General features: G+C 60.3%; 20 protein-coding genes. 11 read left to right on the plus strand and 9 right to left on the minus strand.

Annotation, left to right across the window (positions count from 1 at the left end; genetic code table 11):
* Positions 1-184 precede the first annotated feature (184 nt).
* The 3 genes from AC5I5B_RS16090 to AC5I5B_RS16100 all read left to right on the plus strand — a co-directional run bounded on the left by AC5I5B_RS16090 (position 185) and on the right by AC5I5B_RS16100 (position 2,972).
* A complete protein-coding gene (locus tag AC5I5B_RS16090) occupies positions 185-943 on the plus strand; it encodes a response regulator transcription factor (protein ID WP_020009721.1) in 759 nt (252 codons plus the stop codon).
* A gap of 9 nt (positions 944-952) precedes the next feature.
* The gene (locus AC5I5B_RS16095; RefSeq protein ID WP_111792467.1) at positions 953-2,362 is read left to right on the plus strand and encodes a sensor histidine kinase; all 1,410 of its coding nucleotides are present in this window, start codon (positions 953-955) and stop codon (positions 2,360-2,362) included.
* Positions 2,363-2,546: 184 nt separating this feature from the next.
* Positions 2,547-2,972, plus strand: a complete 426-nt coding sequence (locus tag AC5I5B_RS16100) for a thiol-disulfide oxidoreductase DCC family protein (protein ID WP_111792460.1) — start codon at positions 2,547-2,549, stop codon at positions 2,970-2,972.
* A 117-nt stretch (positions 2,973-3,089) separates the two neighbouring features.
* Here the strand turns inward: AC5I5B_RS16100 and AC5I5B_RS16105 are convergent, their stop codons facing one another.
* On the minus strand, positions 3,090-3,953 hold the full coding sequence (locus tag AC5I5B_RS16105; protein WP_162695511.1) for a MipA/OmpV family protein: 864 nt from the start codon (positions 3,951-3,953) through the stop codon (positions 3,090-3,092).
* Between the two features lie 291 nt (positions 3,954-4,244).
* On the opposite strand from AC5I5B_RS16105, the gene AC5I5B_RS16110 reads away from it, so the two are divergent.
* Positions 4,245-7,214: a bifunctional [glutamine synthetase] adenylyltransferase/[glutamine synthetase]-adenylyl-L-tyrosine phosphorylase gene (locus tag AC5I5B_RS16110; protein ID WP_111834253.1), complete on the plus strand. Its 2,970-nt coding sequence runs from the start codon at positions 4,245-4,247 to the stop codon at positions 7,212-7,214.
* A gap of 222 nt (positions 7,215-7,436) precedes the next feature.
* Here AC5I5B_RS16110 and AC5I5B_RS16115 read toward each other — a convergent pair whose 3' ends face one another.
* The 3 genes from AC5I5B_RS16115 to pepN form a co-directional block, all read right to left on the minus strand.
* Positions 7,437-9,773, minus strand: coding sequence for a PAS domain-containing sensor histidine kinase (locus AC5I5B_RS16115; RefSeq protein WP_112277709.1), 2,337 nt, complete (start codon positions 9,771-9,773; stop codon positions 7,437-7,439).
* 238 nt (positions 9,774-10,011) lie between these two features.
* Complete coding sequence (locus tag AC5I5B_RS16120) at positions 10,012-10,332, minus strand: carboxymuconolactone decarboxylase family protein (RefSeq protein ID WP_003509790.1); 321 nt, start codon at positions 10,330-10,332, stop codon at positions 10,012-10,014.
* 135 nt (positions 10,333-10,467) lie between these two features.
* Positions 10,468-13,116, minus strand: coding sequence for an aminopeptidase N (gene pepN, locus AC5I5B_RS16125; RefSeq protein WP_111834254.1), 2,649 nt, complete (start codon positions 13,114-13,116; stop codon positions 10,468-10,470).
* A 441-nt stretch (positions 13,117-13,557) separates the two neighbouring features.
* On the opposite strand from pepN, the gene AC5I5B_RS16130 reads away from it, so the two are divergent.
* On the plus strand, positions 13,558-14,493 hold the full coding sequence (locus AC5I5B_RS16130) for a DMT family transporter (RefSeq protein WP_020809591.1): 936 nt from the start codon (positions 13,558-13,560) through the stop codon (positions 14,491-14,493).
* 264 nt (positions 14,494-14,757) lie between these two features.
* Here AC5I5B_RS16130 and AC5I5B_RS16135 read toward each other — a convergent pair whose 3' ends face one another.
* From AC5I5B_RS16135 to AC5I5B_RS16145, 3 genes are all read right to left on the minus strand, one after another.
* Complete coding sequence (locus AC5I5B_RS16135; RefSeq protein WP_003509784.1) at positions 14,758-14,949, minus strand: hypothetical protein; 192 nt, start codon at positions 14,947-14,949, stop codon at positions 14,758-14,760.
* A 152-nt stretch (positions 14,950-15,101) separates the two neighbouring features.
* Positions 15,102-16,001: a uracil-DNA glycosylase gene (locus AC5I5B_RS16140; protein ID WP_065694918.1), complete on the minus strand. Its 900-nt coding sequence runs from the start codon at positions 15,999-16,001 to the stop codon at positions 15,102-15,104.
* A gap of 43 nt (positions 16,002-16,044) precedes the next feature.
* Entirely contained in the window at positions 16,045-17,343 is a 1,299-nt protein-coding gene (locus AC5I5B_RS16145; protein WP_035213543.1) for an Hsp70 family protein, read from the minus strand.
* A gap of 303 nt (positions 17,344-17,646) precedes the next feature.
* Between AC5I5B_RS16145 and AC5I5B_RS16150 the strand changes: the two genes are divergently transcribed.
* Positions 17,647-18,624, plus strand: coding sequence for a GGDEF domain-containing protein (locus tag AC5I5B_RS16150; protein ID WP_162695512.1), 978 nt, complete (start codon positions 17,647-17,649; stop codon positions 18,622-18,624).
* Between the two features lie 22 nt (positions 18,625-18,646).
* Here the strand turns inward: AC5I5B_RS16150 and AC5I5B_RS16155 are convergent, their stop codons facing one another.
* Positions 18,647-19,435 carry an SDR family oxidoreductase gene (locus tag AC5I5B_RS16155; protein WP_111834255.1) on the minus strand — a complete coding sequence of 263 codons (789 nt, stop codon included), beginning with the start codon at positions 19,433-19,435 and terminating at the stop codon, positions 18,647-18,649.
* Between the two features lie 182 nt (positions 19,436-19,617).
* Here AC5I5B_RS16155 and AC5I5B_RS16160 point away from each other — a divergent pair, with 182 nt between their 5' ends.
* The 5 genes from AC5I5B_RS16160 to AC5I5B_RS16180 all read left to right on the plus strand — a co-directional run bounded on the left by AC5I5B_RS16160 (position 19,618) and on the right by AC5I5B_RS16180 (position 25,270).
* A complete protein-coding gene (locus AC5I5B_RS16160) occupies positions 19,618-20,538 on the plus strand; it encodes a cation diffusion facilitator family transporter (RefSeq protein ID WP_111834256.1) in 921 nt (306 codons plus the stop codon).
* Between the two features lie 198 nt (positions 20,539-20,736).
* Positions 20,737-21,513 (plus strand): hypothetical protein, encoded by a 777-nt coding sequence (locus tag AC5I5B_RS16165; RefSeq protein WP_174054533.1) that lies wholly within the window; start codon positions 20,737-20,739, stop codon positions 21,511-21,513.
* A 51-nt stretch (positions 21,514-21,564) separates the two neighbouring features.
* Positions 21,565-22,068 (plus strand): hypothetical protein, encoded by a 504-nt coding sequence (locus tag AC5I5B_RS16170; protein WP_111834257.1) that lies wholly within the window; start codon positions 21,565-21,567, stop codon positions 22,066-22,068.
* A 439-nt stretch (positions 22,069-22,507) separates the two neighbouring features.
* Positions 22,508-24,172: an electron transfer flavoprotein-ubiquinone oxidoreductase gene (locus tag AC5I5B_RS16175; protein WP_111834258.1), complete on the plus strand. Its 1,665-nt coding sequence runs from the start codon at positions 22,508-22,510 to the stop codon at positions 24,170-24,172.
* 357 nt (positions 24,173-24,529) lie between these two features.
* A complete protein-coding gene (locus AC5I5B_RS16180) occupies positions 24,530-25,270 on the plus strand; it encodes a pentapeptide repeat-containing protein (protein WP_020809597.1) in 741 nt (246 codons plus the stop codon).
* 86 nt (positions 25,271-25,356) lie between these two features.
* On the opposite strand, the gene AC5I5B_RS16185 is transcribed toward AC5I5B_RS16180, so the two are convergent.
* Positions 25,357-26,373 carry a zinc-binding alcohol dehydrogenase family protein gene (locus tag AC5I5B_RS16185; protein WP_495752751.1) on the minus strand — a complete coding sequence of 339 codons (1,017 nt, stop codon included), beginning with the start codon at positions 26,371-26,373 and terminating at the stop codon, positions 25,357-25,359.
* Between the last annotated feature and the right edge of the window lie 22 nt (positions 26,374-26,395).

The raw sequence follows: 26,395 nt of genomic DNA on the forward strand, positions 1-26,395 counted from the left end.
CTTCTTTTGGGACCCGGCATCGCATCTCGCTCTTGAGACGGGGCGGTTGAGTATGGCAGGGCGCTATGGCCCTTTTCTTCTCCCCGCCGGGGAGAAGAAACAAGCGGCACCCGCCTGATCCATAGGCGATTGTTCAGCCTGGAAGCGCGATGGTGCTTAAGGCCCGATCTTCGGAGGAAATTCCATGGAAAACAAGGTTCAGGAAGTCTCTCCCGCATCTGTTTCCGGTTGTGCGGAAAAGGGCGAGGGCGCTATTGTCCCGCACATGAAGATTCTAGTCATTGAAGACGACCTAGAGGCTGCGGCCTATATGACCAAGGCGTTCCGCGAAGTCGGGATCGTCGCCGATCACGCGAGCGACGGTGAGAGCGGCCTGTTCATGGGCTGCGAGAATGCCTATGACGTGATGGTGATCGACCGCATGCTGCCGCGCCGCGACGGGCTTTCCGTCATCAGCGAGCTGCGCCGCCGCGGTATCGAGACGCCGGTTCTGATCCTTTCCGCGCTGGGGCAGGTGGATGACCGCGTGACCGGCCTGCGCGCCGGCGGCGATGATTATCTGCCGAAGCCTTACGCCTTTTCCGAATTGCTCGCCCGCATCGAGGTGCTGGGCCGCCGCAAGGGCAAGCCCGAGCAGGACATGATCTACCGGGTCGGCGATCTCGAACTCGACCGGCTGTCGCACGATGTGCGCCGCAACGGCAAGGAAATCCTGCTGCAGCCGCGCGAATTCCGCCTGCTGGAATATCTGATGAAGAATGCCGGCCAGGTGGTGACCCGCACCATGCTTCTCGAAAATGTCTGGGACTATCACTTCGATCCGCAGACCAATGTCATCGACGTGCATGTTTCCCGTCTGCGCTCGAAGATCGAGAAGGACTTCGAGAAGCCGCTTCTGAAGACCATCCGCGGCGCCGGTTACATGATGAAGGACGAGGGCTGATTGGCGAAAATGGCCCGCCTCAGAATAGTGTTCCGGTCGACAGCGGTGCGCCTTTCGGCGCTCTATATCCTGCTGTTCGCGCTCTGCGCCGCCTTCCTCGTCTTTTATGTCACCGCCCTTTCCGAAAGGCTGCTGAACCAGCAGACGCGTGATGCGGTGCTGCAGGAAGTCTCGGATGTGCAGCGGATATATAATCGCGGCGGCATCAACCCGCTTCTCAGGATGATGGAGCGCCGCGCCCGCCAGCCGGGTGCGAGCCTTTATGTCATCGCCGGGCCGAATGGTGAAATCCTTGCCGGCAACGTTGCCTCCGTTCAGCCCGGTGTCTTCGACAAGGAGGGCTGGACGGGCTTCCCGTTCCGCTACGAGCGTTATTCCGAAAGCGGCGACAGCGTGCAGCATCTCGCCACCGCCAATATCTTCATGCTGGACAACGGCCTGCGCATCCTGATCGGCCGCGATCTCGGCGAGCCGACCAAGTTCCGGGCGCTGGTGCGCAATGCGCTGATGGTGGCGCTCGCCATCATGGGCGGCGGCGCGCTGCTCATCTGGTTCGGTATCGGCCGCAATGCGTTGAAACGCATCGACCGCATGTCTGCGGCGACCAAGAAGATCATGGCCGGCGACCTTTCCCAGCGTCTGCCGCAGGGCCGATCCGGCGATGAATTCGACCGCCTGTCCGGCTCGCTGAACGCCATGCTCGGCCGCATCGAGAAGCTGAATGAAGGCCTGCGGCAGGTCTCCGACAATATCGCCCACGACCTGAAGACGCCGCTGACGCGGCTGCGCAACAAGGCGGCCGCCGCCCTTGACGACAATGACGAGACGAAACGGCGCGCGGCCCTTGAAGGCATCATCGCCGAGTCAGACCAGCTTATCCGCACCTTCAACGCGCTGTTGATGATTTCCCGCGTCGAGGCCGGTTCGATTGCCGCGGAAATGACCGATGTCGACGTCTCGGCGATTGCCGCCGACAGCGCCGAACTTTACGAGCCTGTAGCCGAGGATGCCGGGCTTGCTCTGGAAGCCGAAATAGAGGCTGACCTTTCGGTAAAGGGCAACCGCGAACTGATCGGCCAGGCGCTCTCCAACCTCATCGACAACGCCATGAAATATGCCTGCGAGGGCGAAGGTGACAAGAAACTCGTCGTCCGTCTGGCAAGAGAGCCGGAGGCCATCGTGCTCTCCGTCGCCGATAACGGTCCCGGCATTCCCGCCGACAAGCGCGGCGAGGTGCTGAAACGTTTCGTCAGGCTGGATGAAAGCCGCTCCAAGCCGGGAACCGGGCTCGGCCTGTCGCTGGTGGAGGCCGTCATGGAACTGCATGGCGGATCGCTGGTGCTATCCGACACGGATGCCTCGAATACGGCCTGCCCGGGGCTGACGGTTTCGATGGTGTTTCCCATTCCCAGGGCGTAAGCATCGCTGGCTGATGAAGCCAGTGGGTCTTCACACCGGTGAGTTCTGCGGATGAGCAAGGCTTGCCGGGAAATGACTGTTTTTCAAGATTATATTGAAAGATGATCTGGAGAATGGTTCGGTTGATCGACTGCAATGGCTCTGTTCGGAAATCGCGCGCGATGGACGAAAGGATGTGTGACGGGTGGCAGATACGGTTCCTCTGATCGACGACGGGCATGGCCCGATCATTCTGTTCGATGCGGAATGTGTCTTGTGTTCCGTGAATGCGCAATTCGTACTGCGGCATGACAGGGCCGGATATTTCCGCCTGGCCTCCATGCAGAGCGAGATCGGCGCTGAAATTTACCGTCGTTACGATATGGACCCGAAAGATCCCGTCAGCATGCTGGTCGTGGATGACGGCAGGGTGCGGCAGGACAGCGATGCTGTTCTGAGCATATATGAGGCGCTGGGCATGCCCTGGCGACTGGTTACCGTATTGCGCATCATTCCCGCATTTCTGCGCGATCCCGTTTATCGCTTTGTCGCCCGCAATCGCTACCGCTGGTTCGGAAAGCATGAAGAGTGCTGGGTGGCGCCGCCGGAATACAGCGACAGGATTCTTTGAACATGGCGGCCCAGTGAAACGCCTTGCGGCGTTTCACTGGATGAGGAGGCGTGAGGGCAGGGACGCCTTTCCTCATGGGGACGGGCGGGGGATGGACGTGTATTTCTCCCGCGCGGCTTAGAACGTGTAGGCCACGCCGATCATGGCGAAGGGCTGGATATCCTTTTTCACCACCGGGCTGTCCTTGGCGTCGCCCAGCAGGAAGCCGACGCCGCCGGTGCCGGTGATCATCCAGTTCTCCGTCATGAGATAGGAAACCGAGGCGCTGGCGTCGATGCGCTTGAAGCCTGCCTTGGCGTCATAACGGCGCAGGCCGGAGCGGGCGGATTGGGCCGAGGTGACACCGAAATAGGATTTCATGTGGTTGTCATCCGCCCAGGTGGCGGAGAGATCCGCACCGAAGATGAACTGGTCGACTTTGTGCGAGACGCTTGCGCCGACAGTGGCGGTGAGGCCTTCGCTGCCGCCGATGGTCTTGTCCACCTTGGCGTAGATTTCAAAGGGGTCGACGCCATAGGCGATGACGCCGCCGACCACGCCGCCGGCCTTGATGTCGCCCAGCCCGCGCAGGTTCTTCTTGTCATCCTTTTCCTTGCGGCCCGCTTCCCAGCCACCCTTGACGCCCAGCCGGAAGCCGTTCTGGTTCAGAAGATTGACGGTAACGCCGCTGAAATCGATGCTCAGGGTTTCTCCATACTGGACGGAAACCAGCGGGACGGCGCCCACTTCCAGCTTGTCCGAACCTTCATATTTCGGGGCATAGGCCGCACCTGCGCCGAGCGTGATCTTCCACTCGCTGGAACTGCTGTAGCGGGCATTGTCGAAATTGCCCTGCGGATCGGCCACCCTGTCCGATTTACCGATATCGGCGGCGAAGACCGGTGTGCAGATCGCCTGCGCAACAGGCAACGCTGTCAGGCAAAGGGCCATCGCGCGCAGGTTCTTTTGCCATTTTACTGTAAAAATCTGTTTCATGATCATATCCGTTGCAGCATCGAGCGTTGGAAAACCGGGGAGTCGGGTTTCGTTGAGGATGACGCTACGCGGGCACAATTGCGGAGACATTACGCGGTGCGGCGCTTTGGAAAACATCGCCACCGGCGGTTTTCTGATCGCAAAGCGGCCCGCATTTGTTACAACGCCACATGCATGCGCCGGGAGGCTTCGGCAAAGGTGCGGCGGCAGGAACGTTTCGGATGCGGTGCATCCGGTCCTGAAAGCCGGGCACGGTCGAAGAGCGGCGAGAGAATAGGCGGAAGAGGGAGAGAGACAGTGACGAAACGGGAAACCGCTGAAAGGCGGCTGAGCGAGGTTCTGCCGGGGATGATCCGCCCCTATACGCAGACGGAACTGAAATCCGTTCTTTCGACGCTGAAGGATATCGGCAAGGGTGAGCCGGCGGTGGCCGCGCTGCTTGCCGGTGAAAGCGCGCTCAAAGACTTTATCGCTGCGGCTTTCACGCTGTCTCCCTATCTGCGCGACATGGCGTCGGCGGATGAAGGGCTTTTGTCGCTGGCGATTTCGAAACCGCTTGAGCCGCTGCTGACCGGTCTCGTCCGCGAGGCGCGCGATTGCTGGAAGTCCGGGAACGAGGGCGGTATACCGAGCGAAAACGAGGTGATGTCGCGGCTGAGAGTAGCCAAGCGGCGGCTTTCCTTTATCGCCGCACTTGCCGATCTCGCCCGCATCTTCACCGCGCGTGATACGACCCGCTGGCTGAGCGACATGGCGGATGCAGCGCTCTCTGCCGCCATCGATCACCTGCTGCTGTCGGCCCATGAGAGCGGCAAGCTGAAACTGAAGGATGTCGCAGCCCCCAGCGAAGGATCGGGCCTCATCGTGCTCGGCATGGGCAAGCTCGGTGCGCGCGAACTCAACTATTCCTCCGACATCGACGCCGTGGTGTTCTTCGAACCCTCCGCCGGCATCATGGACGATCCCTATGATGCGACGGAGAATTTCGGACGCATGATGCGCCGTCTGGTGCGCATCATGCAGGAGCGCACGGCCGATGGTTATGTCTTCCGCACCGATCTCCGGCTGCGGCCCGACCCCGGCTCGACGCCGCTCGCCATTCCCGTGGAAGCGGCGCTGCTTTATTACGAGGGCAGGGGGCAGAACTGGGAACGCGCCGCCTATATCAAGGCGCGGCCGGTGGCCGGCGACATGAAGGCGGGCGAGAACTTCCTGCGCGAGCTGACGCCTTTCATCTTCCGCAAATATCTCGATTACGCGGCGATTGCCGATATCCACTCCATCAAGCGGCAGATCCACGCCCATAAGGGCCATGGCGCGATTGCGGTGAAGGGTCATAATGTCAAGCTCGGGCGCGGCGGCATCCGCGAGATCGAGTTCTTCGCCCAGACGCAGCAGCTCATCGCCGGCGGTCGCATGCCGGCGCTCCGGGTGCGGGCAACGCAGGAGGCGCTTGCTGCACTGACCGAGGCGAAATGGATCGATGCCGAAACGCGCGACAGCCTGACCGACGCCTACTGGTTCCTGCGTGAGGTGGAGCATCGCATCCAGATGGTGCGCGATGAACAGACCCATGTGTTGCCCGATACCGAAGCCGAATTGAAGCGCATTGCCTTCATGCTCGGCTTTGACGACACCAAGGCTTTTTCGGAAAAGCTGGAAGAAGTGCTGCGGCTGGTGGAGCGGCGTTATTCCGCGCTGTTTGAGCAGGAAACGAAACTCTCCGGCGAGGCTGGCAATCTGGTCTTCACCGGCCAGAAGGACGATCCCGATACGCTGAAAACACTCTCCGCCCTCGGCTTCGAGCGGCCGGAGGATATCTCCCGCGTCATCCGCACCTGGCACAATGGCCGTTACCGGGCCACCCAATCGGTCGAGGCGCGCGAGCGGTTGACGGAGCTGACGCCGGACCTGCTGCGCGCCTTCGGTGAAAGCAAGCGGGCGGATGAGGCGCTCCTGCGTTTCGATAATTTCCTTTCCGGCCTGCCGGCCGGCATCCAGCTGTTTTCGCTGCTCGGCAACAATCCGGCGCTGCTCGACCTGCTGGTGACCATCATGTCATCAGCACCGCGCCTTGCCGAAATCATCGCCGCCCGCCCGCATGTCTTTGACGGCATGCTGGACCCGGCGCTGATGAGCGACATCCCGACACGCGATTATCTCGCCCACCGCATGGGCAATTTCCTCTCCAACGCCCGCCATTACGAGGATATTCTCGACCGGCTGCGTATCTTTGCCGCCGAACAGCGCTTCCTGATCGGTGTCAGGCTTCTGACCGGCGCAATCCGCGGCGAAGTCGCCGCCCGCGCTTTCACCCACCTGGCCGATCTGGTGATCGAGGCGGCGCTGAATGCGGTTCTGGCGGAGATGGAAGCGGCGCATGGGCTCTATCCTGGCGGCCGTGTCGCCGTCATGGGCATGGGCAAGCTCGGCTCCTTCGAGCTGACGGCTGGTTCGGATGTCGATCTCATCCTGCTTTACGATTATGACGATGCCGCCCATGAATCCACCGGTGCAAAGCCGCTCGATGTGGTGCGCTATTTCACTCGCGTTACCCAACGGCTGATTGCTGCCTTGTCGGCCCCGACGGCGGAAGGCGTGCTTTACGAGGTCGACATGCGGCTTCGCCCTTCCGGCAACAAGGGGCCGGTGGCGACGCGCATCTCCGCTTTCGAGAAATACCAGCGCGAGGAAGCCTGGACCTGGGAACACATGGCGCTCTCCCGCGCCCGCCTGATTTGCGGCGATGCCTCGCTGATGGAAGATGCGCGCCGCATCATCGCTTCCATCCTTTCGCAAAAGCGCGATGCGGCCAAGGTTTCCGTCGACGTGCTGGACATGCGCAACCTCATCGAGCAGGAAAAACCGCCGGAAAACAACTGGGACTTCAAGCTCATCAACGGTGGCCTGATCGACCTCGAATTCATCGCCCAATATCTGGCGCTGGTTGGGCCGGTGAAAGGGCTTGCTGCGCACGAACCGGGTCGCAATACGGCCGAGGCGTTTCAGGCGCTCGCCGCGCCTGTCATGGAGCCGCAGGCTTTCGATGACTGCATGGCGGCAATGGGGCTTTATACCGAAATCTCGCAGATCGTGCGGCTGTGCATTGATGGGACGTTCAATCCGAAAGAGGCGCCGGCGGGCCTGATCGACCTCGTGTGCCGGGCGGGGGATTGCCCGGATATCTCAACGCTTGAGGGAGAGGTGAAGCGGCTGGCGAAAGCAGTGCGCAAGGCGTTTGTGGCGGTGGTGAAGAATGGCGGCTGATCTCGGTGGGTGGGGCGATACGCCCCTCTGCCCTGCCGGGCATCTCCCCCTCAAGGAGGGAGATCAGCTGGGAGCTAACGCTCGCTCATTCGCAACGTTAAAGATGGGCTGAAGAGCGACGCGCATCGATCTCCCCCCCTTGAGGGGGAGATGCCCGGCAGGGTAGAGGGGGGTAAACCGCACCCTCCAGCGCAAATGGGCGCGCGCGAAACACACCAAGCTTCAATGCACCGTCCCACACACGCCCGCCGTATGCGGAATAATGATCGTCACCACCGTGCCGCGACCCTCACATGAGCGTATCTTCATCGTCCCGCCATGCAGCTTCACCAGTGAGCGGGAAATCGCCAGCCCAAGCCCGGAACCGCCCTGGCTCTTGGCATATTGGCTCTGCACCTGCTCGAAAGGCTGGCCGATCTTGTTGAGCGCCTGCGCGGGGATGCCGATGCCGGTATCGGCGATGGTGAGGATCATCGCGGCCTCATGCACATGGGTGCGCAGCGCGATACGGCCGCCGTCGCCGGTGAATTTGACCGCGTTGGAGAGCAGGTTGAGCATGATCTGCTTCATGGCGCGGCGGTCGCCCTGCATGGTCAGCCCGGCGCAGACCTTCTGCTGCACGGTGATGTTCTTCTGCTGGGCCTGAATGGCGGTCAGCCGCAGCGTCTCCTCGATCAGCGGCGCAAGATCGATCGTCTCGCGGTTGATGCGCATATGGCCCGCTTCAATCTTCGACATGTCGAGAATATCGTTGATGACGTTGAGCAGGTGTTTGCCGCTGTCATGGATATCGCGGGCATATTCGGAATATTTCGGCGAGCCGACCGGCCCGAACATCTCGTTTTGCAAGATTTCGGAAAAGCCGAGGATGGCGTTGAGCGGCGTGCGCAGCTCGTGGCTCATATTGGCGAGGAATTCGGATTTCGCCCGGTTGGCGGCCTGCGCACGCTCTTTTTCGGCGAGATAATTGGCGTTGGCGTCGGAAAGTTCCGTCTTCTGCCGTTCCAGCTTGTGCTGCGAGGCGGAGAGGTCGCCGATCGTTGCCATCAGCCGGCGTTCGGAATCGCGCAGCCGTTCCTGATGGCGCTTCAGAAGGGTGATATCGGTGCCGACGGAGACGAGGCCGCCGTCACGGGTGCGGCGCTCGTTGATCTGCAGCCAGCGGTCATCGGCAAGCTGCACTTCCATGGTGCGCGACAGGCCGGATTGGTCCGGATCGGCAACGCGGCGTTCAACCACGGGGCGGGCTGCTGCGGCATGGACCGTACTTTTTTCCGTGCCGGCCACCAGCACGCTGTCAGGCAGGCCATAGGCCTTCTGGTAGTGGGTGTTGCACATCACGAGGCGATCGTTCTTGTCCCACAGCACGAAGGCTTCCGAGGTGGATTCGATGGCGTCGGCAAGGCGCTGGTCCGCCTCGGCATAACGCTGGGCGAGGCGGTGCTGTTCGGTGACGTCCATGGCGATGCCGATGACGCGCGGGCCGTTATTGGTGCGGATGACCTGGGCGCGGGCGCGCAGCCAGACATAATGACCCTTGGAATGGCGCATGCGGAAAATCTGGTCGATCTGGCGCAGGTTGCCGCAGCCGACGGCGCGGGCAAGCTCGTAGAGATTGCCGTCTTCGGAATGCATCATGCGGGCCGCATCGGAAAAGGAGAGCGGTGCTGCCTTCGGCGGAAGCCCAAGAATTTCGTAAAGCGAACCGGACCAGAACATGCGCCGGCTGGAAAGATCGAAATCCCAGAGGCCACAGCGCCCGCGCGACAGCGCCGTCTCCACCCGCAGGTTGGATTCGGCGAAGATGTCGTCGGCGTCGCGGGCGCGCTTCACCTGCATGTAATAGGCGTAGAGCACAACGAGCAGGATGGAGGAGATGCCGGCAAACAGCGTGACGTTCATGGCGATTTCGCTGCGCCAGAAGGAGCGGATCGGCTGCAGCGAACGCGCCGCGATCACCATGGCGCCGTCATCACCGAAGGGGATCATCGTCGCATAATGCTGCTGGCCATCGATGTTGGTCTCGATGGTGCCGGGCGAGCCGGGGAAACGCTGCACGATGGCGATTTCTGGAAGCAGGGCGGGCAGTGAGGTGCCGATATAAAGCATCGCCTCCTTGCCGGCGCCCGCGAAGATGCGGCCATTGCTGCCTGACAGCAGCACCATCGTGCCATCGGCAAGGCTGCCCGACGGCAATGCGGCGACGAGGCTCGCCTCGGCGCGGGTCCGGTCCTGCGCGGTGAAAACGATACCGTTGTTAATAAGGGCCGCTTTCGCCGTCAGCGCCGTCAGCGCCGTGGAGTGGCGGGCGGCCTCTTCCATGCGGCTGTATTCGGCAACGATGCCAAGCATGCGCGAGGCAGCGACAACAACGAGGAAGGCGAGAATGAGAATGGGGATCAGACGTTTCAGCAGGGTTTCGACCTGCGGCGCCGGGCGGTCGGAGCCATTCATCAAACCCATCAGGTCGCTGGAAAGCCTTTCGCCCCAGGCCGCAAGATCAGAAAATTTGGCATACGGCCGCTCATCGCCCGCAGTCGCCCGCCGCACGTTCGTCATTGTCCCGCCTTTTAGATGTCCCCAGTGATTCGAAGCGCCGCCGCTCGAATATCTCTAATGAATCAAATGCGATTCGCCGTGTCCAGAGGCAAAAGTTAAAAGAATTTTAACCCCTTGAACCGACTCCGTATTTTTTCGGGACAATCTGCTCCCGCTTCGGGAAAAGCGGGATTCATGAAGAAAAACAGTGAGCGGCACTTCAATTCCGGCGGTTTCGAGATGCCGCGTGGAACGGGTTTCAGCCTCCATCGAAGGCATCGAGAGCAGGGCCAAGCGCGCTGATCACGCCATTGCCGGCGGCGGGAAGACCGGTCAGCACCGCGCTGATGATATCCTCCCGGCTTGCGCCGTGCGCCTTGGCTTCCGTCACATGAAAAGCGATGCCGCTTTCCAGACGCAGGGCGGCCAGAATACCGATATAGATCAGGCTCTGCGTCTTCACATCGAGTGTGGAGGCCGCGCCCAGGCCCTGCACGGCCTGAAGCCATGCCGCCTTGTGAGCCGGGGCGTCGGTCATGAAGCGTTGAAACGAGGCGCTGGTTCTGGACATGTCCGTCATCTGAAGTTCCCATCTGATCCCGAGCCAACGTCGGCCCTTCGCACACAAAGATGCTGCGCAATGCGCGACGCCGCCTTGATGGAAATCAAGACGGCGTCGCGGCATGGATCAGAATGGTGGAGCTTCGGCGGACGATCAGCCCTTGAGGATACGCCCGACGATGTCGCTTACATCCGTCGACAGGTCCTTCGCCTCGGCAATGGTTGAAAGCGCGGCTTTCGCATGTTCGGCACGGCTTGCCTCCAGCGATCGCCAGGAGCGCATGGAGGTCAAAATGCGGGCGGCCAGCTGCGGATTGCGCTTGTCGATGGCGATGATCTGTTCCGCAAGGAAACGATAGGCCGCGCCATCGGCTCGGTGGAAGCCGGTGGGGTTGGAGAAGGCAAGCGTGCCGACCAGCGAGCGCACCCGGTTCGGATTGGTGGCGATGAAATGTTTCGATTTCATCAGCCCCTTGATACGCTCCAGCGCGCCTTCGCCCGGAATGGCTGCCTGCAACGAGAACCATTTGTCGAGAACGAGTGCATTGTCGGCAAAGCGTTTTTCGAAGGCGGCAAGCGCTTCCTTTGTTTCCGTGCTTTCCGGGAAACGCTGGGTCAGGACGCTGAGCGCATGGGCGAGATCGGTCATGTTGGTGGCGTCGGCAAAGGCCTTCGCCGCCCGCTCCGGTGTTCCCTCGGCAAAGGCGAGGAAGCTCAGGGCGCCATTGCGCAGCGAACGGCGTCCGGCGCTGTCGGCGTCGGGGCTGTAAGCCTCGCCATCGGCAGCACTATCGGCAAGCTGCCGCAGCGTTTCTAGGCCGGACGTGGCAATCGCCTTGATCGTGGCATTGCGCGCCTTGTGGATGGCATCGGGATCGGTGTTGCCGCCGAGTTCGCGGGCGATATCCGTTTCGCTCGGCAAGGCGAGCGCCTGCGCCCGGAATGCCGGCTCAAGCGCGTCGTTGCCGATGATTTCGATGAGCGTGGCGGAGAGAGCCGCATCCGTCTGTATTTCTTCGCCCTTGTGCACCGCCTTGGTGGCGGCAATCAGCGCCGGCAGGGCGAGATCGGTCAGCGCCTGGAAACGGGCGAACATGTCAGTCTCGTGCCGGGCGATCTGCACCAGATCGGCCGCATTCTGCTCGAAATCCAGATTGATCGGTGCCGCGAAGCTGCGGTTGATAGACAGCACCGGCCTCGACGAGATGCCGGTGAAGGAGAAGGTTTGGTTGCGTTCGTTCAGATGCAGCACGCCATTGCGATACTCGCCGCCTTCGACGGCTTGCGGTTCGGCGATCTGGCCATTGTCGAGGATCAGCGCCAGCGACAGCGGAATATGGCGCGGCTGCTTCACCGGCTGGCCGGGCGTCGGCGCCACGGTCTGTTCCAGCGTCAGTCTGAAGGTGGCATTGCCCGCATCATAAGCCGATGAGACGGAGACGAGCGGTGTGCCCGCTTCCGTGTACCAGAGCGAAAATTGCGAGAGGTCGCGGCCGCTCGCATCGGCGAAGCTCTTGACGAAATCCTCGACGGTTGCGGCTTCGCCGTCATGGCGCTCGAAATAGAGGTCCATGCCCTTCTTGAAATCATCAGCGCCGAGGATCGTGGCGATCATCCTCGTGACTTCGGCACCTTTTTCATAAACGGTCGTTGTGTAGAAATTGTTGATTTCGCGATAGGTATCCGGGCGCGGTGGGTGCGCCAGCGGGCCGGAATCCTCGGGAAACTGCTCCGATTTCAGGTGGCGCACATCGGCGATGCGCTTGACCGGCCGCGAGCGCATGTCGGCGGAAAATTCCTGATCGCGATAGACCGTCAGGCCTTCTTTCAGGCAGAGCTGGAACCAGTCGCGGCAGGTAATGCGGTTGCCCGTCCAGTTGTGGAAATATTCATGGGCGATGATACGCTCGATATTGGCGTAGTCAGCATCGGAGGCGGTTTCCGGGTCGGCCAGTACGAATTTGTCGTTGAAGACGTTGAGACCCTTGTTCTCCATCGCGCCCATGTTGAAATCGGACACGGCGACGATCATGAAGATATCGAGATCGTATTCGCGGCCGAAACGCTCTTCGTCCCATTTCATCGAACGTTTCAGCGCATCCATGGCGTAGGCCGCGCGCGGCTCTTTGCCGTGCTCGACATAAATCTTCAGCGCCACTTCGCGGCCGGACATGGTGGTGAAGGTATCTTCCACCACGCCGAGATCGCCGGCGACAAGCGCGAAGAGATAGCTGGGTTTCGGATGTGGATCGAACCAGGCTGCGAAGTGACGGCCTTCATCGTAATTGCCGCCGCCGAGGAAATTGCCGTTCGAGAGCAGCAGCGGATTGCCTTCCTTCGCCGCGATGATCGTCACCGTATAGGGCGCCAGAACATCCGGCCGGTCGGGGAAATAGGTGATACGGCGGAAACCTTCCGCCTCGCATTGCGTGCAATAAACGCCATTGGTGCGGTAAAGCCCCATCAGCTGCGTATTGATCTGCGGATTGATGTAATTGGTGACGCAGATCTCGAAGGGAGATTCGGCCGGCAAATCGCGGATGGTCAGGCTGTCGGGCGTCGCCTCATATTGGCCGGCGGGAAGCTCCACCTGGTCGAGCAGCAGGCCGGAGAGCTTCAGCTCGTCGCCATCAAGGACGAGCGGCGCCTGCCGCTCAGCGCCTTCGCGCCGGTGAAAGATCAAACGGGCTTCGACCTTGGTATTCTTGGGGTCGAGTTCGAAGGTGAGATCCACCCGCTCCAGAACGAAATCGGTGGGGCGGTAATCTGCCAGGTGAACGATCTGGCCCGTGTCTGTTCGCATGACTGTCCCTGAATAACTTGGCGTGGTCTTCCCGGCATCATGTCGCCATAAGTCCCGGATGTAAAATGGGTAGAGTATTCGTCACGTTCATGTGCGCGTCGGAGGACGTTCTGTCCCGCGATGGAAAGCTTTGCCGGCCATGCAGACAATCCTCCCGCCGCCGGACCCGTGGACCATGGCAGCAAATGTTGAACGATTGCTGAAATTATATTTTATTTTCTTCAAATTTTAGCACGCGTCGCTTTTCGTCTGCGATCGTTCCCTGAGCCCATGATAACGAACCCCAGCCAGATCAACGGAATTCATGAGTGAATAACATTTTTTGTTGTAAAGCCCCGGAAGAATGCTCTAGCCTTGGGACATCCACTTCCCCTGCGTCGTCCTCTCCCGCATGAAAATCTCCCGATGGCGTGTTTGCGCAGCCGATATGAGTAACTGCCAATGAACGCCGAACCGATGAATCCCTTTCGCGGGATTAGCATGAAGCTGATTTCGGTCGGCTTTTTTCTTGTCATGCAGACCTGCATCAAGGCCGCAGGTGACGTGCCGGCCGGCCAGATCACCTTCTTCCGTTCCGCCTTCGCCATCATCCCGATCGTCGTTTATCTCGCCTGGCTGCATGCGCTGGCGAGCGCGCTGCACACCAACAATCTCCTCGGCCATTTCAAGCGCGGTTTTCTGGGCATCCTCTCGATGGCCTGCGGTTTTTATGGGCTGACCATGCTGCCGCTGCCGGAATTCATCGCCATCGGTTATGCCTCGCCGCTTCTCGCCGTCGTTTTCGCCGCCTTCATCCTGCATGAAAAGGTGCGCATCTATCGCTGGAGTGCGGTGTTTGTCGGCATGATGGGCGTGCTGGTGATTCTGTGGCCGAAGATGACGCTTCTGAGTGAGGGCGGCTTTGCCGCGGGTGAGGGGCTGGGGGCCATTGCCGTGCTATGCGGCGCGGCGCTGGGCGGTCTGGCCATGATCCAGGTGCGGCAATTGGTGGAAACGGAAAAGACGCCGACCATCGTGCTCTATTTTTCGCTCACCGCCACTTTGTTATCGCTCATCAGCGTGCCCTTCGGCTGGAATTCGCTGAGCGTGACGCAGGCGATGCTCTTGATCACCAGCGGCATCTGCGGCGGCGTCGCGCAAATCTTCCTGACGGAGAGTTACCGCCATGCGGAAGTCTCCGTTATCGCGCCCTTCGAATACAGCTCCATCGTCTTCGGCATCGCGGTGTCCTACATTCTGTTTGGAGATATTCCGACGGTGACAATGCTGATCGGTACGGCGATCGTGATCCTCGCCGGTATCTTCATCATTTTCCGCGAACATCAGCTGGGATTGGCGAGACGGGCGGCGCGCAAGGCTTCGACGCCGCAGGGGTGAGGGATGTTTCCTCGGCCGCTATACGCTGGCCGTTTTGTGTGTCCGTCATTCCGGCCATGAGCCGGAATCCAGTCGACACGCGTCTGCGTGTTGGAAAGACTCCTTTCAGCCCAAGGACTTGGGCTGGCTGGATGCCGGATCGGGTCCGGCATGACGGAGGTCTATAATCGTGAAAACACGCAAAAGCAAAAGGCGCCTTCCCGAAGAAAGACGCCAGCGCGCAATCATATCTATGGGCCAGTGCTAGACTGGCCTGAGTGCTTCTCAGCGCTCGCGGAAATCCGCGAAGACTGCCGAGGGACGCGTCACGCGGACCTGCTGCATGGCAGCGCGTGCGGTCATCTGTTCGTTTGCGGCTGCGCCGAAACGATGGTAGCCCTGACTGGAGCGAGGGCCGAGGCCCGCCAGGCGGAGCGTTTCAAAGCCGGAATGTACCGGACGGAAGCGAGTGGTCATTGCCTTGGTTCCTTAAACCGAATTCCTCCCAAGACATGATCGCTATATCGCAGCGCAGCATGGATTCGGCAAGCCGGCCAAATGCGCCGCTGTTATGCGTAATGCGCATGGCTTTTTTCATAATTCATTTACATTGAGTAGGAATGAGGCAGTCAGCCTTGGGTGATCTTTGCCTGAAAAGCCAATAAATCCTGCCATGCCAATGACTTACTCGCTGGCGCGTTCAACAGTTCCTGTGGGTGCAGGCTTGCGAGAGCCGGCAAAACCAGGTGTCCGGCTGCGACATCACGCCACTGTCCACGCAGCGTATGGATGGTGCCGGTGCCGCCAAAGAAGAAACGTGCGGTGAAGTTGCCAAGAAGCAACAGGTGTTTCGGCTCGGCAAGCGCGATCTGTCGCTCGATGAAGGGGCGGCAGATATCCATCTCGGCCTGCGTCGGCGGGCGGTTGCCCGGCGGCCGCCAGGGCACGACATTGCCGAGCATGATGGTGCTGCGCTCAAGCCCGATGGCCGCCAGCATGCGGTCGAGCAAAAGCCCGGTCTTGCCGGCGAAGGGAAGGCCCTCGCGGTCGTCATCCGCGTCAGGCATCGGGCCGATGACCATGATGGCGGAGGCGGCATCACCTGCGGTGAAAATCGTATTGCGCGCGCTGTTCTTGAGGTTGCAGCCGCTGAAACCCTCAAGTGCGGTTTTCAGCTCGGCAAGCGATCTCGCGCTTTCCGCCGCAAAACGCGCCGCCGCCACGGCCTGCTCGTCGGGCATGGCGACATTCTGCTGAAGAGCGGGCGCGGCTGGCGCGCCACGCGCCGGGGCGCTGCGCGTTGCCGCCTGCCGCTGAGGTGCGTCGGCACGGCGATCCGCCGGCCTTTCAGTCTGGCGTGCCGATGTCACCGCATCCTGTGCCGGCGCGGATCGGGCAGGGCGGGCGGCGGCGAATTCAGCGAAACGGTCGACCGGGGTCTCTTCCAGCATCCAGTCCACGCCCGCATCCGCATGGAAATGCAGGAGGGCGGCGAGTTCGGCCGGGGAGAGGTCGTGAGCGGCGATCATGGGCGGAAATTACCCCATGTTCCCCGCCCGGGGAACCCGTAAATCACGCTGTCCAGCGCTGAATATCGCCGCTTTCGCCGATCATGGCGAGACCATGGGCAATCGAGAGCAGCTCGCCGCCGCTTTCGATGCGGTCGGCGTCGAAACGGCGGGTGAAAAGCTCGCGCACCGCCGGCACGAAGGAGGTGCCGCCGGTCAGGAACACCTTGTCGATCGCCTCGGGCGCAACCTTCGTCTTTTCCAGAACCTCGTCGAGCGCTTCTTCTATCTTGGCAAGGTCGTCAGCGATCCAGTTGTTGAAATCGCTGCGCTTCACCATCTTGCGGCCGGCCTTGCCGAGCGGTGAGAAGTTGAACTCCGCTTCTTCCGCAGAAGACAGCGCCATCTTGGTGGCGGAAATCGCCTGATAGAGCGGGTAGCCCTCGTCGTGGTCGACCAGATCGATGAAGAGTTCGAGTTTTTCCGGCTCCAGCGCCGAGCGCACCAGCGATTTCAGCGCGGTGAATTCCTTCGAGGTCTTGAAGATCGACAGCTGGTTCCAGCGGCCGAAATTCACGTAATAACCCGAGGGTACATCCAGCACCTTGTCGAAGCTTTTGAACTTGCTGCCCTTGCCGATCTCGGGCGAGACCAGATTGTCGATCATGCGGAAATCGAAATGGTCGCCTGCCACGCCGACGCCGGAATGGCCGATGGGGGTGGCGGAAAGCTTGCCGGCATGGGTTTCGAAACGGATCAGCGAATAGTCCGTGGTGCCGCCGCCGAAATCCGCCACCAGCACATTGGCGTCCTTCTTCAGGCTCTGGGCGAAATAATAGGCCGCCGCCACCGGCTCATAGACATAATGGATATCAGGGAAACCTGCCCGGGTGAGCGCCTCGTTGTAACGGGCAAGCGCCAGCGTCTCATCCGGATTGCTGCCGGCGAAACGCACCGGCCGGCCGGCGATGACGGTGGAAACGTCACCTGGCCATTCCTCACCCGCATAGGTCTTCAGCTTGCGCAGGAACACGTCCATCAGATCCTCGAAGCTCTGGCGCTTGGCGAAGATCAGCGTGCCCTGAAACAGCGGCGAGGCCGCAAATGTCTTGATCGACTGCAGGAAACGGCAGTCGCCGGCATTGTCGATGAACTGGCGGATGGCGGCATGGCCCGCTTCCACATGCAGGGCGGCCGCACCCAGGCCGGCATCCTTCATGAAGGAGAGCGCGGTGCGCATGCTGTCATCCGTGCCTGCGCTGCTGGTGAAGCGCATGGAACGGCTTTCGCCGCCGCCGTCGGAAAGAGCCATGACCGTGTTGGTCGTGCCGAAATCGAGGCCGAGAGCCCGCTTTTGCGTCATCGCCATATCCTTGTTGCCGATAGAAAAACCCGCCCGGCCTGAAAGGCGGCCCAGCGCGAAAATAAGGGATGCCTTTGGCACCCCGATGTCAGAGGAGGGCGGTTGATTGCACAGGGCCGACGGAATGGCAAGCACCCGCACCCGGGTTTATTGTGAAATTTGCATGAAGTAATCGCCATGGGTGGAAGGCCGCCCTGCCGCCCGCATTAAATATTTTTTCGCATAAAGCGAGTATAAGGCTGAAATATAGCGTTAAAGAGCAGATTTATTTTTGTATTTGTTGTGTTTGCAGACGGAGCCCCGATGTCCCGAAAGCCGGCCCGTTCCACCCTCGAAGACGTGTCGCCGGCGCGAAACGCCCGCGTTCGCGGCGATGCGGACAGCTTCAACCGCCATCTCATGGACCTGATGGAGGCGTCGCAGCAGGGTTATGCGCTTTTCGACGGCGGCGATGAACTGCGTTTCGCCAACACGGCATTCCGCACCGCGCTCGGCCTCGGCCCGGACGAGTTTCCGACATGGGTTGATCTCATGCGCAGCGGTTACCGCAACTCCGCCGGCACGGCCATCGAGACCTCCGATTTCGAACTGTGGCTACGCTCCGCGAGAACGAGGCGCGGCAAGCTGCCCTTCCGCACCATCGAGACCGGCCTCAATGACGGGCGCTGGATGCTGACGACCGAGACGACGCTGCCGGGTGGCTGGATGTTGTGCGTCGTCACCGATATTTCCGAACTCGGCGTTGAACTGCGCGATCTTCGCCAGGAGCGGGACAGGGCGTTGAAATCCGCCCTGAGCGACGAGCTGACCGGTCTCGGCAACCGCCGCTACGTCATGGATATTCTCAATCACCGGCTCGGCCCCAACAAGGCCGAGGCGCTTGCCGTCATCATCATTGATATAGACCACTTCAAGTCGGTGAACGACCGCTTTGGCCATGCCTGCGGCGATCTGGTTCTGAAAGACTTCGCCGCCCGGCTTTCCGCTGCGGTCGCCCGCGACGATCTGGTCGGGCGGATCGGCGGCGAGGAGTTCCTGCTCGTTTTCGGCGGTTCGCGCATGTTGAGCGCGGAGATCATCATGCAGAAACTGCTGTTGTCTTTGACCGCGGCATCGCCGCTGAGCGACGTGCCGGATTTCCGCTATAGCTGCTCGGCGGGCATTGCCTTTGCAAATCCAGGCGAGAGCGCGAGCGATGTCCTGCGCCGCGCCGACACCGCCCTCTACGAGGCCAAGAATACCGGCCGGAACCGTTACGTGATTTACGGAGCGGCCTCCTGACGGGATTCGTATCTATTCGGCCTTAGTTCGACTTCGCCGCGCCGCCATCCACTCTCAGCATCGTGCCGGTGATGTAGCTTGCCGGAACCGAGCAGAGGAAAGCGCCGGCGGCGGCGAATTCCTCCACCGTGCCGAGGCGGCCGGCCGGGATGCTCTTGACGGAGGCCTCTCGGATTTCCTCGACGCTCTTGCCGAGACGCTTGGCGTTGGCGCCGTCAAGCTCATCGATGCGGTCGGTATGGATACGGCCGGGCAGGAGCAGGTTGGAGGTGATGCCGAAGGAGGCTACTTCGCTGGACAGCGTCTTGCTCCAGCCGACCAGCGCGCCGCGCAGCGTGTTGGAAAGCGCAAGATTGGCGATCGGCTCAAACACGCCTGACGAGGCGACGGTGAGGATGCGGCCGAAACCCTGCTCTTTCATCTCAGGCAGAAGCGCATTGGTGAGCGTGATGACGCGCAGCACCATGGACTGGAAGAAGGTATCGAGCTTTTCGACCGTCATCTCCTGCGCAAGGCCCGGGGTCGGACCGCCGGTATTGTTGACGAGAATATCGATGCCGCCGAGCTTGTCCTTGACCGCCTGAACCATGGCGGCGACGAAATTGTCATCGGCAAGATCGCCCCAGACCCAGTCGGCCTTGCCCTTGCCGAGCGCATTGATCGCCTTGCAGTTTGCCTCCAGCTTATCGCCGCTTCTGCCGACGAGAAGGACATGCGCGCCTTCTTTCGCCAGCGCCGTCGCAATGCCCAGCCCAAGGCCACGAGAGGAGGCGAGAACGAGGGCGCGTTTGCCGGAAATGCCGAAATCCATGGGTTTTATCCTGTCTTGTGAGTGCGCTATGTGCTGTTTATAGAGCATTTCCAGGAAAAGTGGACCCCGGTTTTCCGTCCGGAAATGCGACAAAACAAAGAGTTAGAGCGTTTTCGCGATTCGAAGAATGGCGAAAATCCTCTATGAAGGTGGCGCCCGGTTTTGAAGGAAAAATACACGTCATGACAGAACAATCCCTGCTGAAATTCTCCATTGCCGTCACGGTTCTCCTGGCGCTCTTCGGTATCGGCGCGGGCCTGTTCTCCGGCTCCTTCGCGGTGGTTTTCGATGGTGTCTATGCGCTGACCGACGCTTTCATGACGGTGCTGGCGCTGCTGGTCGCGCGGCTGATCGCCGCCTCCGCAGCGCCAAGGCCGGGCGGCCGACTGGTGGAGCGTTTCACCATGGGTTTCTGGCACCTGGAGCCGATGGTGCTCGGCCTCAACGGCACGCTGTTGATGGGCGCAGCCATCTATGCGCTCATCAACGCCATCGACAGCCTGATGGATGGCGGCAGATTGATCGAGTTCGACTACGCCATCATCGTCACCTTCCTCAGCTTCGCCGTCTCGCTCGCCATGGCGTGGTTCGTCAAAAGGCAGAACCGCCGACTGAAATCCGCCTTCGTGGCGCTGGATGCCAAAAGCTGGTTGATGAGCGCGCTTTTGAGCATCGCGCTCTTTATCGCCTTCGCCGTGGGTTATGGGCTGACGGGAACATCGCAGGCATGGCTTTCGCCCTATATCGACCCGGCCGTGCTGGCGCTGGTCTGCCTTGTGATCATCCCCATGCCGCTCGGCAATGTGAAGCAGGCGCTGGCCGACATCCTTCTGGTGACCCCGCTGGAATTCAAGCAGCATGTGGACAGGGTGGCCGCCGAGACGGTGGAAAAATTCGGCTTCGCTTCGCACTATTCCTATGTCGCCCGCGTCGGCCGCGGCCGTCAGATCGAACTCTTCTTCATCGTGCCGAAGAACTGGCCGGCCCGGCGTCTGGAGGAATGGGATGCGATCCGCGACGAGATCGGCGAAGCGCTGGGCGGCGAGGGCAGTGACCGCTGGTTGACGATCGTGTTTACGACGGATGAGGAGTGGGCGGTTTGATGTTGGAGAGTGATCTTAGCTAATCGGCTTGTGGCCCGAAGCGGACATTGGTTTGCCGTCGTTAGGTTGCAACTCCGCGCTGGATAACGCTAAAAACACATAGACTATGGGTTGCGTTTGATTTACGGCTAACTCAAACGCGCGAAAAATGGTGCAACCACCGACCGCCCAATTTTCAATGTCTTTGGTTACGATCTTATGGACCAATTGGTTGCCGATATCAAGAATTGCAAGCAATGCCACCTGTCCATTCCGCCGCAGGCAAAGATCTGTACTCATTGCCAATCGTATCAGGACTGGCGAGGATTGTTCTCGATCTCGAACACCGTTCTTGCCTTGCTCACTGCACTCGTGTCTGTCCTGAGCATTGCCCTACCAAACCTATATGGTCTGTTGCATAGGCCGAAGTCCGATATGTCTGCCCCGATGATATCGATGGAGGGAACAACGGTGCGTTTGCTTGTCACCAATCGTGGGGATGCGGCTGGCGTTTTCGTACGAGCGGACGTTCATAGCGAATATCTCGCGGCCGCAACAAAGGTTCGACTTCGTGACGATCAACGCGCGGTTATCAGCCCTGGCACAAACCTCCTGATGTTCGACATTATTCCCCTGCTCACGCAGGAGGAATCCTATCGAAACTCAGTCGAAATGATCGAGGTTGTACTACAAAACAAGGAGGCTCCACCGACCGACATCTTCTTTCAGTTCAGCGACTCGGACGGCTATCCAATAGTCGCGCGATTGTCCTTAGACGCAGACAAGTTGTTTGAGCTTATGAGAGCGAATTCCGATCGATGCTCAGCTATCAAAGTCGCGGACTTTTATAATGGTTGCATCGGCCCCGGGGCTGCACCAGAGAGTGCTGCTTTTTTGGAGATGCTAAAGCACCCGGAGATCGAGGCAGAAAAAAAGAATGAGGAACCGACACCATCATCGAATACATCCTCTCCTCGCCCCCAAACTAGCCACTAGGGAGCTGTCCGCTTTCCGCCGATAAATTTCGCAGTTTTCGAGGATTTTGCTTTGGATTTTCTGGGTTTCATAGCCGCTATTCTCACCGTGGTTGCGGCACTTTTCGGGTTGATACCCCCTCTGCTTTCGAAAGCTCAAGCGGGAGGACAGTCAGATGAGTCTGTCTCCGGTTTTGTTAAGGCGTTGACTCCGATCGTTGTTATCGGCGGCATGCTGGGCATCTATTTTCTCTACATGTTCGGAATGACCGCGTTGCCGCGATACATGATGAGTCGACCCGAGAAAGAGATCGCCGAAATCAAGGGGGTGAGCGACGCGGATTGGAACTTAGTACGCAGCGCTGAGATGCTTACGTATTCTGGTGAGCGAGATGCGGCGCTAGTGCGGATCATCGACCATGCGATTGCCAACTCCGACTTTCCACTGGCTATTCTCGCTACGTCCAACCTTTCGTATAGCTCTCAGCGAGACGAACAACTGGTGCGGATCCAGGGAGCGATGCTTAGTGGACCGAAGCCAATTAAAGGCTTACCGTCTCCGCCAGCGACAGAATAGCTGACGTTATGGCTGAGATATGGCACGAGGCGGTTTTGGCTATCCCATCTCGTGAAAAGAGTGTCGTTGATGTCCGGTATTGGCGCAAACGGAAACGCCGCCATTGATGAAGCGAGCCGAATGGGCGTTTCAGCCGCGGTAAACGCGAGAGTGGCACAAATGCCGACTACCCTTGACGCCTACACTCCCAGCTTCTATTTTAAATCTTACGTGAACGTAAAAGTAATAATTCAATCATCAGGTTGTCTGACAATTGACTGGCGTGCGACATGTTTTGCCGCTATAGAAGCTCGACAAAGGCGTCCTGCTTTGCGAAGACAGACGCTGGTAAATGCGGTGTCGCGGATGGCTTTTTGTCCGGCGCAGGCGATGCGCCGACGATGCCGGTAAGCGGATATATAACAACAGCCGGATGGGACCGGCGATCTGAGAGGACGAGATGACGGAAGCGATGGAACTGCCCGAACGCGAAGCGATGGAATTCGACGTTGTGATCGTTGGCGCGGGTCCTGCGGGTCTTGCCGCCGCGATCCGCCTGAAGCAGGTGGAGCCCGAGCTCTCGGTCGTCGTTCTGGAAAAAGGCGCGGAAGTCGGTGCGCACATCCTCTCGGGCGCGGTGGTCGATCCCATCGGCATCGACCGTCTTCTGCCCGGCTGGCGCGAAGAGGAGGGGCATCCCTTCAAGACCGAGGTCAAGGACGACCAGTTCATGTTCCTGGGCCCGGCCGGCTCCATCCGCCTGCCGAATTTCATGATGCCGCCGCTCATGAACAATCACGGCAATTATATCGTCTCGCTTGGGCTGGTCTGTCGGTGGCTGGCGGAAAAGGCGGAGGCTCTCGGTGTCGAGATCTATCCGGGCTTTGCCGCAACGGAAGTGCTTTATAATGACGAAGGCGCCGTCATCGGTGTCGCCACCGGCGACATGGGCATCGAGAAGAACGGCGAGCCGGGTCCGAACTTCACCCGCGGCATGGAACTGCACGGCAAATATGTGCTTGTTGGAGAGGGCGTGCGTGGATCGCTCGCCAAGCAGCTGATTTCCAAATTCGACCTCTCGAAAGATCGCGAGCCGCAGAAATTCGGCATCGGCATCAAGGAGCTCTGGCAGGTCAAGCCGGAACACCACAAACAGGGCCTCGTGCAGCATTCCTTCGGCTGGCCGCTCGGTTTCAAGACCGGTGGCGGCTCGTTCCTGTATCATCTGGAGGACAACCTCGTCGCCGTCGGCTTCGTGGTGCACCTCAATTACAAGAACCCCTATCTTTATCCTTTCGAGGAATTCCAGCGCTTCAAGACACATCCGGCCATCCGCGATACCTTCGAGGGCGGCAAGCGCATTTCCTATGGCGCACGCGCCATCACCGAAGGTGGCTACCAGTCGGTGCCGAAGCTCACCTTCCCGGGCGGCGCGCTGATCGGCTGTTCGGCCGGTTTCGTCAACGTGCCGCGCATCAAGGGCAGCCACAATGCGGTGCTGTCGGGCATGCTGGCGGCGGAGAAGATCGCCGTGGCGATTGCCGCCGGCCGCGCCCATGACGAGGTGGCCGAGATCGAGGCCGAATGGCGCGAAGGCGATATCGGCAAGGACCTGAAGCGGGTCCGCAACGTCAAGCCGCTGTGGTCGAAATTCGGCACGCTCGTCGGTGTCGGCCTTGGCGGTCTCGACATGTGGACGAACCAGCTGTTCGGCTTCTCCTTCTTCGGCACGCTGAAGCACGGCAAGACGGATGCGCAAAGCCTGGAACCGGCTTCGAAGCACAAGCCGATCGCCTATCCGAAGCCGGATGGCGTCCTGACCTTCGACCGCCTGTCCTCGGTGTTCCTGTCCTCCACCAACCATGAGGAAGACCAGCCGGTCCACCTTCAGGTGAAGGACATGGAGCTGCAGAAGCGCTCCGAACACGACGTCTTTGCCGGCCCCTCCACGCGTTATTGTCCGGCCGGTGTTTATGAGTGGGTGGAGAAGGACGGCCAGGAGGTCTACGTCATCAACGCGCAGAACTGCGTGCACTGCAAGACCTGCGACATCAAGGACCCCAACCAGAACATCAACTGGGTGCCGCCGCAGGGTGGCGAAGGGCCGGTTTACGCCAATATGTGATGGTGGGTCCGAACCGTCTGGATCGTTGACGTCGTTTAGCGACGCCGTGGCGTTTGAACGCCGTCACCCCGGATTTGATTCGGGGGCCGGCGCGATCAAGTCTTTGATCGTAAAAGACTCTCCTCACGGCGCAGACGCGCCGTGACTGGATGCCGAATCTAGTCCGGCATGACGAAAGAGCAGCGTTGATGGCCCGTCCCCCGTCAGTATTTGTGGATTGCTCTTCGATTTCTTACATATAGGATGTTGGGGTGTTGCATGGTCGCGTGGCCCGTGGATTGTGGTTAAGCGATGCGGTAACGCCTTGAACGTGCATATGGTCCTAGGTGCCGTCGCAAGACGACAGGGAGTGAAAGAATGTCCGGCTTTCAAAGGCTGAATATCGTGCGGAAGACAGGGTGCGTTGCCGGTGTGGCGGCGCTTGCGATGATTGCCGTTTCTTTCAGCGGCGGCCCGCTGGTGGCCGCAAGCTGCCGTACCGATGCCATGGCCGGCATCGACTGGCGCGAATGCAACAAGCGTCTGCTGATGCTGGGCGGCAGCAATCTCGATTCGGCGATGCTCTACGGCACGGATTTCACCTATACGGATCTGCGCGGTTCTTCGCTGAAGGGCGCCAATCTCGAAAAGGCCAAGCTCATCCGTACCGCCCTTGGCGAGGCGAACCTTCAGGGCGCCAACCTGACCAAGGTGGAAGCTTATCGCAGCGATTTTTCCGCCGCCGACGCCACCAATGCCAAATTCGTCAATGCCGAAATGCAGCGGACCAAATTCGAAAACACCAAGCTGGACGGCACGGATTTCACCAAGGCTGAACTCGGCCGTGCTGATTTTGAGGGTGCGACGCTGAACGGCTCGAAATTCTCGCTCACCAACCTGTCACGCGCCCGCTTCGGCGGTGCGAAGCTTGGCGGTCCTGTCGATTTCACCAGCGCCTTCCTGCTCCTGACCCGGATTGAAGGGGTCGATCTTTCCACCGCCACCGGGCTCGACCAGAAACAGATCGATATTGCCTGCGGTGACGCCAAGACCAAATTACCGAACGGCCTCACCGCGCCGGCCTCCTGGCCGTGCCCGGAAGACCCGGACGACGATTGACAGGAATGGCCGCGCGGTTTTGCGCACGGCCCAAATACATCCGTAAGCGGAGAGAAGCGCCCGCGATGCGGACGCCTCGTTGCTGATCAGAAGCCCGAAAGCACGATCTTGCCCTTGGCCTTGTTGCTTTCGATCAGCGCGTGCGCCTTGATGAGATTTGCGGCAGTGATGGTGCCGAAAACCTCGGTCAGCGTCGTCTTGATCTTGCCGGCATCGACAAGCTCGGCCACGTGGTTGAGCAGCCGGTGCTGCTCGATCATGTCAGGCGTCTGGAAGACGGCGCGGGCGAACATCATTTCCCAATGGATCGATACGCATTTGCGCTTGAAGGCCATGACGTCGAAACCGCCGGCCGGATCGTCGATCAGCGCGAAACGGCCCTGCGGCGCGATGGTCGCCACACTGTCGGCGGCATGAATGTCGCTATGGGTGGTGGAAAAGACGAAGCCCGGCGCACCGAGCCCGAGCGCTTCCACCTGCGGCGCGATCGGCTTGCTGTGATCGATGACGTGATGCGCGCCGAGTTCTTTCACCCAGGCAATCGTTTCCGGCCGCGAAGCGGTGGCGATGACGGTGAGGTCGGTTAGCGCCCGCAGAAGCTGGACGGCGATGGAGCCGACGCCACCAGCGCCGCCGATGACCAGAACGGCGTTGGCTGCGCCCGGAACCGGTTCCTTCACCCGCATCCGGTCGAACAGCGTCTCATAAGCGGTGATCGCGGTCAGCGGCAGGGCGGCCGCTTCCTCGAAATTCAATGATTTGGGCTTTGTTCCGACAATGCGCTCATCGACGAGATGGAATTCGCTGTTGGAGCCGGGGCGGTTGATGACACCGGCGTAGAATACCTCGTCGCCGGGCTTGAACAGCGAGACCTTGTCGCCGACGGTCTTCACCACGCCGGCAGCATCGAAGCCGAGCACGCGCGGTTCGCCGTTTTCCGGCGTCTGGTTGCGGCGCACCTTGGTGTCGACGGGGTTTACCGAAACGGCCTTCACTTCCACCAGAATGTCGTGCCCTTTCGCTTCCGGCTGGGGCAGGTCGATATCGACGAGGGCGTCTTTCGCCGTGATGGGCTGGCTGGTCCTGTAACCGATGGCGCGCATGAACAGTCTCCTTTGCTTGTTT

Source organism: Agrobacterium sp. (assembly GCF_059499945.1).

Bases quoted from the DNA above. Each gene is read 5' to 3' on its own strand.
- AC5I5B_RS16090 (WP_020009721.1), top strand. From the start codon at position 185: ATGGAAAACAAGGTTCAGGAAGTCTCTCCCGCATCTGTTTCCGGTTGT.
- AC5I5B_RS16095 (WP_111792467.1), top strand. From the start codon at position 953: ATGGCCCGCCTCAGAATAGTGTTCCGGTCGACAGCGGTGCGCCTTTCG.
- AC5I5B_RS16105 (WP_162695511.1), bottom strand. From the start codon at position 3,953: ATGATCATGAAACAGATTTTTACAGTAAAATGGCAAAAGAACCTGCGC.
- AC5I5B_RS16115 (WP_112277709.1), bottom strand. From the start codon at position 9,773: ATGACGAACGTGCGGCGGGCGACTGCGGGCGATGAGCGGCCGTATGCC.
- AC5I5B_RS16120 (WP_003509790.1), bottom strand. From the start codon at position 10,332: ATGACGGACATGTCCAGAACCAGCGCCTCGTTTCAACGCTTCATGACC.
- pepN (WP_111834254.1), bottom strand. From the start codon at position 13,116: ATGCGAACAGACACGGGCCAGATCGTTCACCTGGCAGATTACCGCCCC.
- AC5I5B_RS16130 (WP_020809591.1), top strand. From the start codon at position 13,558: ATGAACGCCGAACCGATGAATCCCTTTCGCGGGATTAGCATGAAGCTG.
- AC5I5B_RS16135 (WP_003509784.1), bottom strand. From the start codon at position 14,949: ATGACCACTCGCTTCCGTCCGGTACATTCCGGCTTTGAAACGCTCCGC.
- AC5I5B_RS16140 (WP_065694918.1), bottom strand. From the start codon at position 16,001: ATGATCGCCGCTCACGACCTCTCCCCGGCCGAACTCGCCGCCCTCCTG.
- AC5I5B_RS16145 (WP_035213543.1), bottom strand. From the start codon at position 17,343: ATGACGCAAAAGCGGGCTCTCGGCCTCGATTTCGGCACGACCAACACG.
- AC5I5B_RS16150 (WP_162695512.1), top strand. From the start codon at position 17,647: ATGTCCCGAAAGCCGGCCCGTTCCACCCTCGAAGACGTGTCGCCGGCG.
- AC5I5B_RS16155 (WP_111834255.1), bottom strand. From the start codon at position 19,435: ATGGATTTCGGCATTTCCGGCAAACGCGCCCTCGTTCTCGCCTCCTCT.
- AC5I5B_RS16160 (WP_111834256.1), top strand. From the start codon at position 19,618: ATGACAGAACAATCCCTGCTGAAATTCTCCATTGCCGTCACGGTTCTC.
- AC5I5B_RS16165 (WP_174054533.1), top strand. From the start codon at position 20,737: ATGGACCAATTGGTTGCCGATATCAAGAATTGCAAGCAATGCCACCTG.
- AC5I5B_RS16175 (WP_111834258.1), top strand. From the start codon at position 22,508: ATGACGGAAGCGATGGAACTGCCCGAACGCGAAGCGATGGAATTCGAC.
- AC5I5B_RS16180 (WP_020809597.1), top strand. From the start codon at position 24,530: ATGTCCGGCTTTCAAAGGCTGAATATCGTGCGGAAGACAGGGTGCGTT.
- AC5I5B_RS16185 (WP_495752751.1), bottom strand. From the start codon at position 26,373: ATGCGCGCCATCGGTTACAGGACCAGCCAGCCCATCACGGCGAAAGAC.